The sequence below is a fragment of the Sphingobium sp. SCG-1 genome (assembly GCF_002953135.1).
GTDB lineage: Bacteria > Pseudomonadota > Alphaproteobacteria > Sphingomonadales > Sphingomonadaceae > Sphingobium.
In genome coordinates this window covers 288,748-303,853 of record NZ_CP026372.1, presented here as the reverse complement: position 1 = coordinate 303,853, position 15,106 = coordinate 288,748, and the positions used below count along the sequence as shown (strand labels likewise).

Genomic DNA, 15,106 nt, shown 5'->3' with positions numbered 1-15,106 from the left:
CGCATGTGAGCGACGCCAGAGCCGCCGCCCGCGCCATTGATGCGCTGCGCCGGGGATGGCCGGTCACGGTGCAGGGGTCTGACGGATCGTTGCGCGTCATGGCTGTAGAGGCAGCGGACGCGGTGACGCTGGCGGCTTTCGATCCCGGCGATCAGGCCGATATCCTGATTTCGGCGGCGCGGGCGGAAACGCTGAAGCTTACCAATCAGCGCGCTGCCGCCGATCCCGAGATGCCGGTGCAGGTCGCGCGGGTGCCCTGGATCGACCGGGATGTCGCCATGGCAATCGCCGATCCGGTGCGGGATCTCGCTTCGCCGTTGAAGGGCCCGTTCAAGGCGCGTCCGCTCGCCGCCCCCGATGCTGCTGCCGCGACGCTGAGGCTGGCACGACTTGCGGGAATATTGCCGGCGTTCTTTATTGGAGACCATGGATCAAGCGATTGCGTCGTATCTGCAAAGGATGTCGAGGCCTATGACGATGCGGCGCGGCTGTTGATTGCGACGCGCGCGCGACTTCCGGTCGCGGCGAGCGAGGATGCGGAGATCATCGCCTTCCGTAGCCCGGAAGAACCGCGGGAGCATGTTGCGCTGATCGTCGGCAAGCGCGATGCCTCACCGCCCGTCGTTCGATTGCACAGCGAATGCCTGACCGGCGATGTGCTGGGGTCGCTGAAGTGCGATTGCGGACCGCAACTGCACGAGGCGCTGCATCGGATCGCCGACGCGCCATGGGGCGTGCTGCTGTATCTGCGGCAGGAAGGGCGCGGGATCGGGCTGGTCAATAAATTGCGCGCTTATGCTTTGCAGGATCAGGGGTTCGATACCGTGGACGCCAATGTGCGATTGGGGTTCGCGATTGATGCGAGGGACTTTTCGGTGGCAGCGCGAATGCTCGATCTACTGGGAATTGAAACAGTGCGGTTGCTGACGAACAATCCGGCCAAGGTTGCTGGCCTTGAAGCGGCGGGCATTACGGTGGCGGAGCGCCTGCCGTTGGCAATCGAATCCAATCCGCATAATAACCGCTATCTGGCGACGAAGCGGGACCGTACCGGGCATCAGCTATGAGCGTAATTGACGTCGCCAGCGTTGCGCGGCGGCTTCGCTTTGGTGCGTCGGAGATGCCCTGCGCAATCGGCAAGGGCGGGACATGTACGCCAAGCGACAAGCGCGAGGGTGATGGCTGCACACCATTAGGAGAATGGCCAGTCCGTGGCGTGCTGCTGCGCCCCGATCGTGTTGCTCTGGCAACTTCGCCTTCGATCCCGTGGCGCTGGACACGAGCGGGGGATGGATGGTCGGACGGCGTTGGGGATCCGGCGTACAATCGGCCGGTGCAGCTTCCGCACGGCTATTCGGCGGAGACATTGCAGCGCGCCGACGAAGCCTATGATGTCATTGTGGTGCTGGGCCATAATGACTCGCCACCTGTGCCTGGGCAGGGCAGCGCTATCTTCTTCCATTGCTGGGTCGAGGGGCGACCGACCGAAGGCTGCGTCGCGATTGCGAAAGGCGACATGCTGAAGTTGTTGCTGAAGTTGACGCCTGAATCGGTGATGCGGATACGCTGATCGTCAGGCGACTTGGCGGCTACGCTCGGTCACATTGGCAAATTCCGTGCTGGCTGCTTCGAGCAGGCGGCGTTCGAGTGTCTGTAGCCGTGCCTTGCTTTCGATCTTTCCGCCGAGCAAATCCGTGACATAGAAGGTGTCCACGGCGCGTTCGCCATAGGTCGCGACATGGGCGCTGTGAACAGTGACTTTCGACTGGAACAGCGCATTAGCGAGCGCGAACAGCAGCGCCGGGCGATCACGGGCGGTGGTTTCGACAACGGTGAAGCGATTGGACGCCTTGTTATCGATCAGCACGTTCGGGACAATGTGGAAGGCCTCCGCGCGTGTGCGGGGGAGAGGGCGTGCCTCCAGCTTGGTAATCAGCTTATGCCGATTGGCCAAAGCATCCTCGATCATGCGTTTGATCCGGTTTAATTGATCGGCACTGTCGAAGCGGCCGCCGAACGGATCCTGCACCAGGAAATTGTCGATCGCCATGCCATCGCGCATGGTATGGATGCGTGCGTCGATGATGTTGCCGCCTGCGAGGTGAATGGCGCCGGCGACACGATAGAACAACCCCGGATGGTCGGCCGCATAGACAGTCACAAGCGTCGCGCCTCGCTGCGGGTAAACCTCTGCGGCGATCGACAGCGGCTCATTGCCGGCCGCCATCACATGCCCGACGTTCTGCTGAAGAATGTCATCAGGCTCGGCAATCCAGTAGGATTCCGGGAAGCGCTTCTTAAGGGATGCGAATACTTCGTCGGACAGCTCCATCGCGTGCTGAAGCGCCTCCTGTTTCGCCTGCACCTTTTCCCGGCGGCCATTCTGTTTGTGGCCCAGGCGCAGCACTTCTTCCGCCGCGTCGTAAAGGTCGGTCAGCAACTGCCGTTTCCAACTGTTCCAGACGCCCGGTCCCACGGCGCGAATGTCCACGACCGTCAGGATCAGCAGCAGGCGCAGACGCTCGGGACTCTGGACGACATCGGTGAAGTCCATAATGGTCTTATAGTCCGACAGGTCGCGCTTGAAGGCAGTGGCTGACATCAGCAAATGATAGCGCACCAGCCACGCGACCGTTTCGGTTTCTGCTGCGGTCAGGCCAAGGCGGGGGCAGAGCGACAGTGCCACCTCCGCGCCCAATATGCTGTGATCGCCGCCGCGCCCCTTGGCGATGTCGTGCAGCAGCACCGCCACGTAGAGCACGCGGCGCGACAGCAGCTTCTCCATCAATGACGTGCAAAGCGGATGATCGACCTGAATATCGCCCTTCTCGATGCGGGCGAGCAGGCCCACGGCGCGGATCGTGTGTTCGTCAACGGTGTAGTGGTGGTACATGTCGAACTGCATCTGCGCGACAACGCGTCCGAAATCGGGAATGAAGCGGCCAAAGACACTGGCTTCGTTCATCCAGCGCAGCACGGTCTCCGGATCGCGTGGCGAGGTCAGCACGTCCAGGAATGCGGCGTTAGCGCGCACGTCCTTGCGGATGTGGCGGTCGATCAAGTGCGCGTCGCGACTGGCAGCGCGAATGGCGGACGGGTGGATAGAGAGGCCGTGACGATCGGCGACCGCGAAAATTTCCAGCATCCGGACGGGATCAGCCTGAAAGAAGTCGTCGGAGGGAAGCGCGATGCGGCCGCGATCGAGAATGAAGCCGTCGAGCTTCTTAGGGCGGCGGAAGAAGCTGGGGACGTAACGATGCCCGCGTGCCGCCAGGCGGTCGTCCAGATGGGCCAGGAACACCGCAGTCAGATCACCCACCGTCTTCGCGTTCAGGAAGTAATAGCGCATGAAGCGCTCGACCGCGGACTGACCATTGCGGGCGGAAAAGTGCGTGCGCTCGGCAATCTCCACCTGCAAATCGAAGGTCAGGCGATCTTCGGCGCGGCCCGTAATCATGTGCAGATGGCAGCGGACGGCCCAGAGGAAATCCTCCGCCTTCTGGAATTGACGCAACTCCTGACGCGTCAGCAGCCCGGCATCGACCAGTTCCGCCACCGACCGGACGCGATTCACATATTTGCCGATCCAGAAAAGCGTGTGGAGATCACGCAGGCCGCCTTTGCCTTCCTTGACATTTGGTTCGACGACATAGCGGCTGTCGCCCATTCGCTTGTGCCGCGCATCGCGTTCCGCGAGCTTTTCTGCGACGAAGGTGCGCCCCGTGTCCTTGACGACTTCCTCGTCGAAGCGGCGCGAGGTTTCCTCGTACAGCGCGCGATCGCCCCATACATAGCGCGCCTCCAGAAGCGCCGTGCGGATGGTGAGATCGCTTTTCGCCATGCGCACCGTCTCATCGACCGACCGGCTGCTGTGCCCCACTTTGAGGCCAAGATCCCAAAGCGAATAGAGCATGGACTCTATGACCTGCTCGGTCCAGCCAGTCGGCTTCCACGGCGTGATGAAGCCGATATCGACATCGCTATGCGGCGCCATCTCGCCGCGTCCATAACCGCCGACTGCAATCAGGGCGATGCGTTCCGAGGTGCTGCGATTACCGGACGGGTGCAGATGCTGCGTCGTCGCATCGTAGAGGATGCGCAGGATCTGGTCGATCAGGAACGCGAAGGCGGAAACCGTCTCGCGCCCGCGCGTCGGGTGCATGGCAAGGCGGCGAGCGGCCTCCGCGCGGCCTGCCTCAAGCGCCGAGCGCAGTTCGTCGACGACGGCGGCCCGCAATGCTTGCGCATTCTGCCCCTCTTGTCCTGCAACAATGGCGATGCGGTCAGCCACGATGCGCCGGTCGATGATGGCGCGCCGGTTGGGGAGCGTGTCGAAGAGAGTGGACATGGACGCTATGTAGGGTGTGTCAGCCCCCTAGGGAACTGCTGATTCACGCCTCGTCCAGCAGGGCTTTCAAGCGGTAGAGCGCATCGAGGGCTTCGCGGGGGCTGAGCGCATCCACGTCGAGAGCGGCCAATCCTTCGCGCAAGGGATCGGGAGGCGGCGTTTCCTTGGCCAGCGACGCGGCGAACAGCGGGAGATCGTCCAGCCCGGCCGCGATACCACCGGTCTTGGCCTTGCCCGCTTCGAGCCGTTTCAGCACGTCCTTTGCCCGCGCGAGGACGGCCGGGGGCAGGCCGGCGAGGCGCGCCACCGCGAGGCCATAGCTGCGATCCGCCGGGCCTTGCGCGAGTTCATGGAGCAGGACGAGGTCGCCCTTCCATTCCCGTGCACGGACATGGTGAAGCGAAAGGGCATCGAGCTTTTCGGCGAGCCGCGTCAGTTCGTGATAATGGGTGGCGAAGAGGCAACGGCAGCGGTTCGTCTCATGCACGGCCTCGACCACAGACCAGGCAAGGGCAAGACCGTCATAGGTGGACGTGCCGCGCCCGACTTCATCGAGGATGACGAAGCTGCGCTCGGTCGCCTGCGAGAGGATGGCGGCAGTTTCGACCATCTCCACCATGAAAGTCGAGCGGCCCTTCGCCAGATTGTCCGACGCGCCGACGCGACTGAACAGGCGGTCGACAAGGCTGAGGCGGGCGGAAGTGGCGGGCACGAAACTGCCCGCCTGCGCGAGGATGACGATCAGCGCGTTCTGGCGAAGGAAAGTCGATTTGCCGCCCATATTGGGGCCAGTGACAAGCCAGAGCCGGTCGGTTTCGGACAGGCAGCAGTCGTTCGCAACGAAGGACTGGCCTTCCCGGGACAGCGCATCCTCGACGACGGGATGGCGTCCGCCGCGGATATCGAGGCAGCGGCCTTCCGCAAAATCGGGTGCGCACCAGCCGCCTTCCGCCGCGCGCTCGGCCAGACCCGCCGACACGTCGAGGCGGGCGATCGTGCGGGCAGCGGCATCGATGGCGGACTTGCGAGCGAGGACGGCTTCGATCAGTTCTTCCAAGTGCGCGGCTTCGGCGGCGAGGGCGTGGCCGCCCGCCTGCGCAACGCGGCTTGCCTGTTCGTGGAGATCGACCGAGTTGAAGCGGACGACACCGGCGAGCGTCTGACGATGCGTGAAGCCGCTGCCGTCGCGCAGGAGTGCGTCGCCATGTTTGGCGGGGACTTCGACATGATAGCCGAGGACGGCGTTGTGGCGGATCTTCAGGCTGGCGATGCCGGTCTGATCGCGATAGCGCGCTTCGAGGGCGGCGATGGCGCGGCGGCCATCGCCCGCGAGGCGGCGCAGTTCGTCAAGGGCCGCATCATAGCCGTCGGCGATATAGCCGCCACTGGCGCTTTCCGTCGGCGGGCTGGAGACAAGCGCACGGGTGAGCCGGTCCGTGAGGTCGGCATGGCCATCGAGGGCGGGAAGCAGATCGTCCAGCAGCTTGGGACGGTCCGGCAAAGTCACGAGCCGCTCGCGCAGGATACGCGCTTCCCGCAGGCCGTCGCGCAACTGGCCCAAATCGCGCGGTGAGCCGCGCCCGATGGCGACTCTGCCCAACGCACGGCCGATGTCCGGGAGTGCACGCAGGGCGGTCCGAAGGTGATCGCGAAGGCCACCGTCACGATGCAGCCAGGCGACCAGCGCCAGCCGCGCCTCGATCTGCGGCTGATCCAGCAGCGGGCAGGCGAGGTCGGAAGCAAGGAGGCGGGCGCCTGCGCCGGTGACGGTGCGGTCGACGGCCGCGAGCAGGCTTCCCCCGCGCTGACCGGCCATGGTTTGAACGATCTCCAGACTTTCGCGCGTAGCGGCGTCGATCGCCATATGCGCATCTGTGCTGCGCCTGACTGGCGGCCCGAGGAATGGCAGGGTGCCTTTGCCCGCATGATCGAGATAACCGAGCAGCCCGCCCATCGCCGCCAACTCAGCGCGCGCGAAAGTACCGAAACCGTCTAGCGTCGCAACGCCATAGTGGCGTTTCAGCAATGCCTCGGCGCGGCTGCTGTCAAAGGCCGCGCGATCGAAAGGATGGGACGGCACCGCGAATTGGACTGTGAAGTTGACGGGTGTTATCAATTCGCTGGGTCGCAGCCGCGCCAACTCTGCAGGCAATTGCGCTTCGGTGATGCTTATCGTTTCGAAGCGACCGTTGGAGATGTCGGCGGCGGCAAGACCATATTCCTGCCCGACTTGCGCCACGGCCACCAGCATATTGTCGGTCCGGGCATCGAGCAGTGCGTCTTCGGTGAGCGTGCCCGCCGTCACATAGCGGACGATGGCACGGGCGACGAGCGACTTGGAGCCGCGTGCCTTGGCTTCGGCAGGGGTCTCGGTCTGCTCGGCGATGGCGACGCGGTGACCGGCACGGATCAGGCGGGCTAGATACATTTCCGAGCTGTGCACCGGCACGCCGCACATCGGGATAGGCGCTCCATCATGCTCACCGCGTGACGTCAGGGCGATGTCCAGCGTGGCCGCAGCCGCCTTGGCATCGTCAAAGAACAGCTCGAAGAAGTCGCCCATGCGATAGAAAAGCAGGCAGTCGGACGCCTCGGCCTTCAGCGCAAGATATTGCGCCATCATCGGCGTCGGCGACGCGCCTGCGGGAGAAGAACTACTGTGACCCATGCCATCGTGCGATAGCGAGTCGAACGCCGGGGCGGAAGGGGTGTGGGAAACAGCACTGAAATAGAGAAGCGGCCCTTGAAGAATGTCATCAAAAGCCGCTAGGGCGAGCCTGCAACGCGGCGGAGACAGGACTGATGAGCGATAAATCGAACGTGGAATTTTCCGAGCGCGAGGCGTTGTTCTTCCACTCGTCGGGACGCCCGGGCAAGATCGAGATCATCGCGTCCAAGCCGATGGCGACGCAGCGCGACCTGGCGCTGGCTTATTCGCCCGGCGTTGCCGTGCCGGTGCGCGCCATCGCGGAAGATCCCGCAACCGCCTATGATTATACCGCAAAGGGTAATCTGGTCGCCGTGATCTCCAACGGCACGGCAATCCTTGGCCTGGGCAATCTGGGCGCGCTGGCTTCTAAGCCGGTCATGGAAGGCAAGGCAGTGCTGTTTAAGCGCTTTGCCGACGTGGACTCCATCGATATCGAGTTGAACAGCGAAGACCCGCAGGCGATCATCGATGCGGTCGCGCTGATGGAGCCGAGTTTCGGCGGCATCAACCTTGAGGATATCAAGGCGCCCGAATGCTTCATCATTGAGCAGGCGCTGAAGGAAAAGATGAACATCCCGGTCATGCACGATGACCAGCATGGCACCGCGATCATCTGCGCGGCGGGCCTGATCAATGCGCTGCATCTGACCGGACGCGAACTCAAAGATACGAAAATCGTGGTCAATGGCGCTGGCGCGGCGGCGATTGCCTGTACCGAGCTTATCAAGGCGATGGGCGTGCCCCACGATCAGGTCATCATGTGCGACCGCAGCGGCGTCATCTATCAGGGGCGCACCGAAAGCATGGACCAGTGGAAGTCAGCACATGCCGCCAAGACAGACGCGCGTACTCTGGAAGAAGCGCTGAAAGGCGCAGACGTGTTTCTCGGCCTGTCCGCCGCTGGCGCGCTCCAGGGCCACATGGTCAAGGATATGGCGCCGCAGCCGATCATCTTCGCAATGGCCAATCCGGACCCGGAAATCACGCCGCCCGAAGCCAAGGCCGCGCGCCCGGATGCTATCGTCGCCACCGGCCGGTCGGATTATCCCAATCAGGTCAACAACGTGATTGGCTTCCCCTTCATCTTCCGCGGCGCTCTGGATGTGCGGGCGACCGCGATTAACGAAGCGATGAAGATTGCGGCGGCGCAGGCCATTGCGGCGCTGGCGCGGCAGGCCGTGCCCGAGGAAGTCGCCAAGGCTTATGGCAAATCGCACAGCTTCGGCCCGGACTATATCATCCCGACGCCATTCGATCCGCGCCTGATGGAAATCGTGCCCGCGGCCGTCGCGCAGGCGGCAATGGATAGCGGCGTTGCGCAGAAGATGATCCCCGACATCGCCGCCTATCGCCAGTCGCTGAAGGCGCGCCTCAATCCGACTACATCGGTGCTGACGCTCGCCTATGAAGGCGCGAAGGCGGAACCCAAGCGCGTCGTCTTTGCCGAGGGCGAGGAAGAAGTGGTGTTGCGCGCCGCGATCCAGTTCCGCGATGGCGGCTATGGCATTCCGGTGCTCGTCGGGCGGCAGGATGTTTACGACCGGTTGCGCGCGCTGGGCGTCACCGACCCTCACAGCTTCGAAGTGCACAACAGTGTCAACTCGCCGCTGGTGCCCAAGATGGTCGATTTCCTGTATCAGCGTCTGCAACGACGCGGCTATCTGCGTCGCGATTGCGAGCGGATGGTGAATCGGGAACGCAACATCTTCGGCGCGCTGCTTTTGCAGCTTGGCGAAGCGGAAGCGATGATCTCCGGCGTGACGCGCACCTATTCGCAGACGATGCGCGACATTCGTCGCGTGATCGATCCTGCGGCGGGCCGCACCGCGTTCGGTATTCATGTACTCGTCGGGCAGAGCCACACGGTGTTCATGGCCGATACCACGGTAAACGAGCGACCCACCGCAGAAGAACTGGCCGACATCGCCATCGACACGGCCGCTGTAGCGCGGCGCATGGGGCATGAGCCACGCGTGGCGTTCCTGTCCTACTCCACCTTCGGCAATCCTCCGGGCAACTGGCTGGCCAGCCTGCGGGACGCCGTTGCGATCCTTGACGAGCGCGGCGTGGACTTCGAATATGAAGGGGAGATGGCGCCGGACGTCGCGCTCAATCCTGCCGTGATGAAGAATTATCCGTTCTGCCGCCTGTCCGGTCCCGCCAATGTGCTGGTGATGCCCGGACTGCAATCCGCCAACCTGTCGGCGAAGCTGCTGCGCGAATTGGGCGGCGATTCGGTGATCGGGCCTATGCTGGTGGGTCTGGAGAAGCCGGTGCAGGTGGCTACCATGGCGTCGACGGCGAGCGAACTGGTGACGCTGGCGGTGCTCGCAGCGGGCGGTATCGCCCTGTAGAGCCCTACCGCCGCACCAGCCGATTAATGCCGCAGGAGGAATACCGCATGCTGCGCGAAGAGATTCGCGTTGGTGTGCGTCGTTTCCTTCTCGCCGTTCAGGAACCATTGGCCGTCGATCGACCAGCCGCGATCCTTCACCAGCGCGCGAAAGTCGTCGATGGTGAGGTGATGGATGTTGAGCGTGTCGTACCAGGTGTCCGGCAACAGCTTTGTCACGGGCATCCGGCCACCAAACGCCAGCGAAAGCCGTCCGCGCCAGTGCGCAAAGTTGGGGAAGCTGACGAATGCCTGAGCACCGATGCGGAGCAATTCCTCCACGACCCGGTCGGGGCGGCGCGTCGTTTGCAGCGTCTGACTGAGAATCGCATAATCGAAGCTGGCGTCGGCGTAATAATGGAGGTCGGTGTCGGCGTCGCCCTGCACCACAGACAGGCCGCGGCCCACTGCCGAAGCAACGTTCGTGGGGTCGATCTCCAATCCGCGCGCATCGACTTGGCGTTGGTCGCGGAGCGCCGCCATCAGGCCACCGTCGCCGCAACCGACATCAAGCAAGCGCGCGCCGGGCGTGACGTTGCGCGCGATAAGCGCAAGGTCCGGACGGAGTTCCATCAGACTGTCACCGCCGGGCCATCATAGCGCTGCATGAAGATGCCGGTGATCCGCTGCCAGCCATGACGTTCGTACAGGCTGTGCGCATCGCGAGTGTTGAGGGTCCAGCGTCGCAAGCCCTGAAGATCGGGATGGTCGTGGAAGTAGCGGAGCATCGCCGAGGCGAGGCCGTGACCTTGATAGTTTTCCAGCACATAGACGTCAGCGAGATGCGCAAAGGTGGCATGGTCGGTAATCACGCGGGCAAAGGCGATTTGAGCGTCGTCCTTGTAGATGCCGACGCAGTGCGATCCCGCGATCGCTCGTTCGACTACCGACAGCGCGATGCCAGGCGACCAGTAGGTGCTCGCGAGGTAGGCATGAATCGCGTTCGGCTGAAGCCTTGCCGGATCATCCGATAGCGAATAGCCGCCGGGCAGGGCAGTTTCGATAACCCTCATCGTTCGCCCGCCCGCAGAAATCCATCGACCACGCGATTAAGTTCCGGCGCTTCGAGCAGGAAGGCGTCATGACCGAAGGGGCTGGAAAGCTCTACGAAACTCGCAGGCGCGCCCGAGGCATTGAGCGCATGGACGATGATCCGCGATTCCGCCGTGGGATAGAGCCAGTCGGTATCGAAGCTGACGACGCAGAATCGCGCCTTCGTGCGGGCAAAGGCGCGGGCAAGGCTGCCTTCATGGTCTTCGGCAATGTCGTAATAGTCCATCGCCCGCGTGATATAGAGGTAGCTGTTGGCGTCGAAGCGGTCGACGAAGCTCAAGCCCTGATGGCGTAAATAGCTTTCTACCTGAAAGTCCGCGTCGAAGCCGAAGGTCTTCTGCCCGCCGGGGCTGTCCGGCCGCGCCTGAAGCCTGCGGCCGAATTTTTCGGTGAGGCCTGCTTCGGAAAGATAGGTGATATGGGCGGCCATGCGGGCAACGGCGAGGCCGGAACTCGGCACGTCATTGTCCGCATAGTAGTCGCCGCCGCGCCAGCGTGGATCGGCCATGATCGCCTGCCGCCCGACTTCGTGAAAGGCAATGTTCTGGGCGGAATGGCGCGCCGTCGATGCGATCACCAGCACCGATTCCACGCGGTCAGGATATAAAGTCGGCCAAGTCAGTGCCTGCATACCGCCCATCGAACCGCCGACTACTGCATGGAGGCGGGCGACGCCCAGATGATCGAGCAACATCGCCTGCGCGCGCACCATGTCACCGATCGTGATGACCGGGAAGCGCATCGCATAAGGTTCGTCACGGCCAGGATCAATGCTGGCGGGACCGCTCGACCCCATGCAACTACCCAGCACATTGGCACAGATGATGAAATGCCGCGCCGGATCGATTGGCTTGCCTTCGCCCACCATCCGCCACCACCAACCGGGTTTGCCGGTCAGCGGATGCTGAGAGGCAACATATTGGTCGCCCGTCAGCGCGTGGCAAATGAGGATCGCGTTGGAGGCGTCGGCATTCAGCGCGCCGTACGTCTCGTATGCGATGTCCACCGGCGTCAGGCTGGCACCACTGTCCAGCGATAAGGGGCCGGGCAGGCGGACCTGCCGGCCTAGGCCGAACCGGCTGTCGGTCGATAGGGGAACGCTAGCCATGCTTCGCCGCTAGGACGCGGGGCGAGGGGTGTCAATCTCCGCGCCCGGTCCAAGGCCGCACCCTTTGCGCGCGCGAGGTTTCCCCGCTAAAGCGCGTGGCATGACAGATAGCACAATAATGACGCATACTTCGCCACAGCCCAAGGAGTGGATCCTGGGCATTTCCGCTTATGTGCCGGGCAAGGCGGCGGCTGCCGATGGCCGCCCGCTCATCAAGCTTTCCGCCAATGAGAACCCGCTCGGCACCAGCGAGAACACGCGCGCGGCGTTGGCTGCGGCGACGGCGGACCTCGCCACCTATCCCGATCCCGGCGCGACCAAGTTGCGCGAGGCTATCGGCGCGAAGTTCGGGCTGGACCCCGCACGGATCATTTACGGCACGGGGTCGGACGAGCTGCTGCACCTCGCCGCCAGTGCCTATGCCGGGCCGGGCGACGAAGTGCTGTACGTCCGCTTCGGCTTTTCCGTTTACGACATCGCGGCCCGTCGCGTGGGCGCGACGCCGGTCGTTGCGCCGGACAAGGACTATGCGACGGATGTGGACGCACTGCTGGCGGCGGTGACGGAGCGGACGCGCGTGGTGTTTCTTGCCAATCCCAATAATCCGACGGGAACGATGACGTCGGCAGCGGAGATCGCGCGGCTGCATGCCGGACTGCGATCCGACATCCTGCTGGTGCTGGATCAAGCCTATGCAGAATATCTGGAGCCGGAAGAGGAAGACGGCGGGCTGGACCTGGCGCGCACGGCGTCCAACGTATTTATCACGCGCACATTCTCCAAAATACATGGCCTTGCCGCCGAACGCATCGGCTGGGGCTATGCCACGCGTGAAGTCGTTGACGTGCTGCACCGCATCCGCGCGCCATTCAATGTGACCACGGCGGGGCAGGCGGCTGCGATCGCCGCTGTCGGAGACGATAAGTGGGTGCAAGCGAGCCGTACGCATAACCGCCAATGGCGTGAATGGCTTGCCGGAGAAATCGCGGCGATGAGCAATCATGGCCTGCGCGTGGTGCCGAGCAAGGCAAACTTCCTGCTGATCCTGTTCGAAGGCAGACTGACGGCCGAAGCGGCGCTGAACGGGTTGATGGCGGAGGGTTATGCGACGCGCTGGCTGCCGGGGCAGGGGCTTCCGGACGCCCTGCGCATCACCATCGGCACCGAAGCGCAGACACGTGACATTGCGCGCATCCTGCGCACGATGGCGGAAGCCGCCTGATGCTGCCGTTCGCGCGTGTCACCATTATCGGGCTGGGTCTGATCGGTTCCTCGCTTGCCCGCGGCATAAGGGCAACGATGCCGACCGTCCGTGTGACGGGCCACGATGCGAACGACGAGGTGCGGGAAATCGCGCGGCGGATCGACCTGTGCGACGATGTCAGCGACACGGCGGGCGCTTCGGTTACGGATGCAGACCTCGTGATCCTATGCGTGCCAGTAGGCGCCATGGGAGCGGTCGCCGCGGAGATCGCTGAGGAATTGCCCTCCGAAGCGATTATCAGCGATGTCGGCGGGTCGAAGGAAAGCGTGATCGCAGCGCTACGCGAGGTGCTGCCGCACGCCACTATCGTTCCGGGTCATCCGGTTGCGGGAACCGAGTATAGTGGACCTGAGTCCGGGTTCGCCACTTTGTTCAGAGGCCGCTGGTGCATTTTGACGCCGGAAGAACATACAGAAGAAGCGGCCGTCATCCGAATGCGCAGCTTCTGGGAGACATTGGGCGCGAATGTTGAGATCATGACCCCCAAGCATCATGATCTGGTGCTGGCGGTGACAAGTCACGTGCCGCATCTGATCGCCTATTCGATCGTCGGCACGGCTTCGGACCTGGAGACCGTGACGCAAAGCGAAGTTATCAAATTCTCCGCTGGTGGCTTTCGCGACTTCACGCGCATCGCGGCGTCAGATCCAACAATGTGGCGCGACGTGTTCCTGAACAATCGCGAGGCGGTACTTGAGATCCTGCAACGGCTGACCGAGGACGTGACCATGTTGCAGCGGGCGATACGGTGGGGTGACGGTGATGCGCTGTTCGACCTTTTCACGCGAACCAGAGCCATCCGCCGGTCGATTATTGAGCAGGGGCAGGACGATCCCGCGCCCGATTTCGGGCGCACCCACACATAATCAGAAGCCGATTTCGGCAGCGTAGTCCGGGTCGGAAAGTGCAGTCAGCCGCCGAGCGGCCCGGCGCGCAAAGCGCAGTGTTTCCGCCTTGCGACGAGCGGCGGGCAGCGGCTCTGTAGGCGCGGGGCGCAGGATTTCCGCGTCATATTGATCGGCAACGATCAGCCCCGTGCGCGTGGGCCAAAGCGCCTCGCCATCGAATGGCGTCAGGTCAAAACCGGCCGGCACGGCCCAGAAGTAGCGATCGCAATAATCGAAGTAGTCCGGCCACTTCGCGTCTCCGAGCAAGTCCGCCCGGCTGCATTTTATCTCTACAATGACCAGATGCCCCGACAGGTCGATCGCCATGATATCGGCGCGACGGCCATTGGGAAGCGGGGCTTCCACCACACCGAACACATCGTGGCGCTGGAAGAGGCGCAGCACCCCACGCGCGACGGCCATAGCCGTGCCGTCAGTAAGAGGGGAGCAATCGGAAACCGTCTGTGACATGGCATGATATTAGAACAATAGAGGAACAAAGAAAAGGCCGAACCCGTATGGGCCGGCCTTTATCATCTTTGCTGCTCGTCGGCCCGGAGCGGGCCTCCAGTCTCAGCGGTAGAAAATGTGATTGTCGATCGATGCCAGACGGGCCTTGCCCCAACCCGGCGAAACGCGGCGAGCGTGGAAGAACAACGCGCCCTCAGCCTGGCTCTTCCAGCTATCGTTCAGCGCGATCTGCGCAATGCCGACTGCCTGCTGCCAATCGACGCTGTCCGTGCGCGGCTGAGGCACATTGCCACCGCGAACGAAGCTGAACTGGCTCGGCTGGCGCACGACGCCGCAAAGGCTGCTGGCGAAACGGCCCGAATGCGAACGGTTGATGATGACGCGGGCGACGGCGAGCTGACCGGCGAGGCTTTCGCTCTTCGCCTCATAATAGACGGCGCTCGCAAGGCAACGCATATCTTCGGTCATGTCGGCGGGGAAGGGCTGGGCATCCACCAGAGCGGCGAGCGACGTCGCGGGCTGTTCCTGCGCATCATCTGCATATGCGGAAACTTTTTCCGGCTGAGGCGTTGATGCTGTTGTAGATTGAACCACTTCACGCGGCGCTGCGAAGGTTACACCTGCGGCCTGCGGAGTGGAAGAAACCGGGATGGTGACGGGAAGCGTCTCAATCGATCCAGCGGCTTGGGAAGCGTCGCTCGCGCTTACGGCGGCGATCGCAGATAAAGTAAATGCGGCCAATGTCGCGGCCTTCAATCGGAAACTCATCACTACTCAAGTTAGTGCGGTGAGTCGGCCAGGACGCCGTATCCTTATGGATGGGCTTTTCTTGCGTCCGGTCGCCCCCCGTCTGCGTGTTTACCGTCTTCCCCC

General features: G+C 63.2%; 12 protein-coding genes. 5 read left to right on the top strand and 7 right to left on the bottom strand.

What is annotated here, in order from left to right:
- Window positions 1-5: 5 nt before the first annotated feature.
- Window positions 6-1,067, top strand: coding sequence for a GTP cyclohydrolase II (ribA, locus tag C1T17_RS01445; protein ID WP_104951878.1), 1,062 nt, complete (start codon window positions 6-8; stop codon window positions 1,065-1,067).
- Window positions 1,064-1,570 carry a L,D-transpeptidase gene (locus tag C1T17_RS01440; RefSeq protein WP_104951877.1) on the top strand — a complete coding sequence of 169 codons (507 nt, stop codon included), beginning with the start codon at window positions 1,064-1,066 and terminating at the stop codon, window positions 1,568-1,570. Before ribA ends, C1T17_RS01440 begins: the two co-directional genes overlap by 4 nt.
- Before the next feature lie 3 nt (window positions 1,571-1,573).
- On the opposite strand, the gene C1T17_RS01435 is transcribed toward C1T17_RS01440, so the two are convergent.
- Together C1T17_RS01435 and mutS are read right to left on the bottom strand one after the other, a co-directional pair.
- Window positions 1,574-4,348: a [protein-PII] uridylyltransferase gene (locus tag C1T17_RS01435; RefSeq protein WP_104951876.1), complete on the bottom strand. Its 2,775-nt coding sequence runs from the start codon at window positions 4,346-4,348 to the stop codon at window positions 1,574-1,576.
- 43 nt (window positions 4,349-4,391) lie between these two features.
- Window positions 4,392-7,016: a DNA mismatch repair protein MutS gene (gene mutS, locus C1T17_RS01430; protein WP_104951875.1), complete on the bottom strand. Its 2,625-nt coding sequence runs from the start codon at window positions 7,014-7,016 to the stop codon at window positions 4,392-4,394.
- Window positions 7,017-7,150: 134 nt separating this feature from the next.
- Between mutS and C1T17_RS01425 the strand changes: the two genes are divergently transcribed.
- Window positions 7,151-9,412, top strand: coding sequence for an NADP-dependent malic enzyme (locus C1T17_RS01425; protein ID WP_104951874.1), 2,262 nt, complete (start codon window positions 7,151-7,153; stop codon window positions 9,410-9,412).
- Between the two features lie 23 nt (window positions 9,413-9,435).
- Here the strand turns inward: C1T17_RS01425 and metW are convergent, their stop codons facing one another.
- From metW to C1T17_RS01410, 3 genes are read right to left on the bottom strand one after another with little or no spacing between them, the layout of a single operon-like run.
- Window positions 9,436-10,023 (bottom strand): methionine biosynthesis protein MetW, encoded by a 588-nt coding sequence (gene metW, locus C1T17_RS01420; protein ID WP_104951873.1) that lies wholly within the window; start codon window positions 10,021-10,023, stop codon window positions 9,436-9,438.
- Window positions 10,023-10,463, bottom strand: coding sequence for a GNAT family N-acetyltransferase (locus C1T17_RS01415; RefSeq protein ID WP_104951872.1), 441 nt, complete (start codon window positions 10,461-10,463; stop codon window positions 10,023-10,025). The genes metW and C1T17_RS01415 overlap by 1 nt, the downstream gene beginning before the upstream one ends.
- A complete protein-coding gene (locus C1T17_RS01410; RefSeq protein WP_104951871.1) occupies window positions 10,460-11,611 on the bottom strand; it encodes a homoserine O-acetyltransferase MetX in 1,152 nt (383 codons plus the stop codon). Before C1T17_RS01410 ends, C1T17_RS01415 begins: the two co-directional genes overlap by 4 nt.
- 118 nt (window positions 11,612-11,729) lie before the next feature.
- On the opposite strand from C1T17_RS01410, the gene hisC reads away from it, so the two are divergent.
- Window positions 11,730-12,833, top strand: coding sequence for a histidinol-phosphate transaminase (gene hisC / locus C1T17_RS01405; RefSeq protein WP_411269205.1), 1,104 nt, complete (start codon window positions 11,730-11,732; stop codon window positions 12,831-12,833).
- Complete coding sequence (locus tag C1T17_RS01400) at window positions 12,833-13,741, top strand: prephenate/arogenate dehydrogenase family protein (RefSeq protein WP_104951869.1); 909 nt, start codon at window positions 12,833-12,835, stop codon at window positions 13,739-13,741. The genes hisC and C1T17_RS01400 overlap by 1 nt, the downstream gene beginning before the upstream one ends.
- Here C1T17_RS01400 and C1T17_RS01395 read toward each other — a convergent pair whose 3' ends face one another.
- A complete protein-coding gene (locus C1T17_RS01395) occupies window positions 13,742-14,233 on the bottom strand; it encodes an MmcB family DNA repair protein (protein WP_104951868.1) in 492 nt (163 codons plus the stop codon).
- Window positions 14,234-14,335: 102 nt separating this feature from the next.
- Window positions 14,336-15,001: a cell wall hydrolase gene (locus C1T17_RS01390; RefSeq protein ID WP_104951867.1), complete on the bottom strand. Its 666-nt coding sequence runs from the start codon at window positions 14,999-15,001 to the stop codon at window positions 14,336-14,338.
- Between the last annotated feature and the right edge of the window lie 105 nt (window positions 15,002-15,106).

Bases quoted from the DNA above. Each gene is read 5' to 3' on its own strand.
- hisC (WP_411269205.1), top strand. From the start codon at position 11,730: ATGACGCATACTTCGCCACAGCCCAAGGAGTGGATCCTGGGCATTTCC.
- C1T17_RS01415 (WP_104951872.1), bottom strand. From the start codon at position 10,463: ATGAGGGTTATCGAAACTGCCCTGCCCGGCGGCTATTCGCTATCGGAT.
- C1T17_RS01435 (WP_104951876.1), bottom strand. From the start codon at position 4,348: ATGTCCACTCTCTTCGACACGCTCCCCAACCGGCGCGCCATCATCGAC.
- metW (WP_104951873.1), bottom strand. From the start codon at position 10,023: ATGGAACTCCGTCCGGACCTTGCGCTTATCGCGCGCAACGTCACGCCC.
- C1T17_RS01395 (WP_104951868.1), bottom strand. From the start codon at position 14,233: ATGTCACAGACGGTTTCCGATTGCTCCCCTCTTACTGACGGCACGGCT.
- C1T17_RS01400 (WP_104951869.1), top strand. From the start codon at position 12,833: ATGCTGCCGTTCGCGCGTGTCACCATTATCGGGCTGGGTCTGATCGGT.
- C1T17_RS01410 (WP_104951871.1), bottom strand. From the start codon at position 11,611: ATGGCTAGCGTTCCCCTATCGACCGACAGCCGGTTCGGCCTAGGCCGG.
- C1T17_RS01440 (WP_104951877.1), top strand. From the start codon at position 1,064: ATGAGCGTAATTGACGTCGCCAGCGTTGCGCGGCGGCTTCGCTTTGGT.
- C1T17_RS01390 (WP_104951867.1), bottom strand. From the start codon at position 15,001: ATGAGTTTCCGATTGAAGGCCGCGACATTGGCCGCATTTACTTTATCT.
- mutS (WP_104951875.1), bottom strand. From the start codon at position 7,016: ATGGGTCACAGTAGTTCTTCTCCCGCAGGCGCGTCGCCGACGCCGATG.
- C1T17_RS01425 (WP_104951874.1), top strand. From the start codon at position 7,151: ATGAGCGATAAATCGAACGTGGAATTTTCCGAGCGCGAGGCGTTGTTC.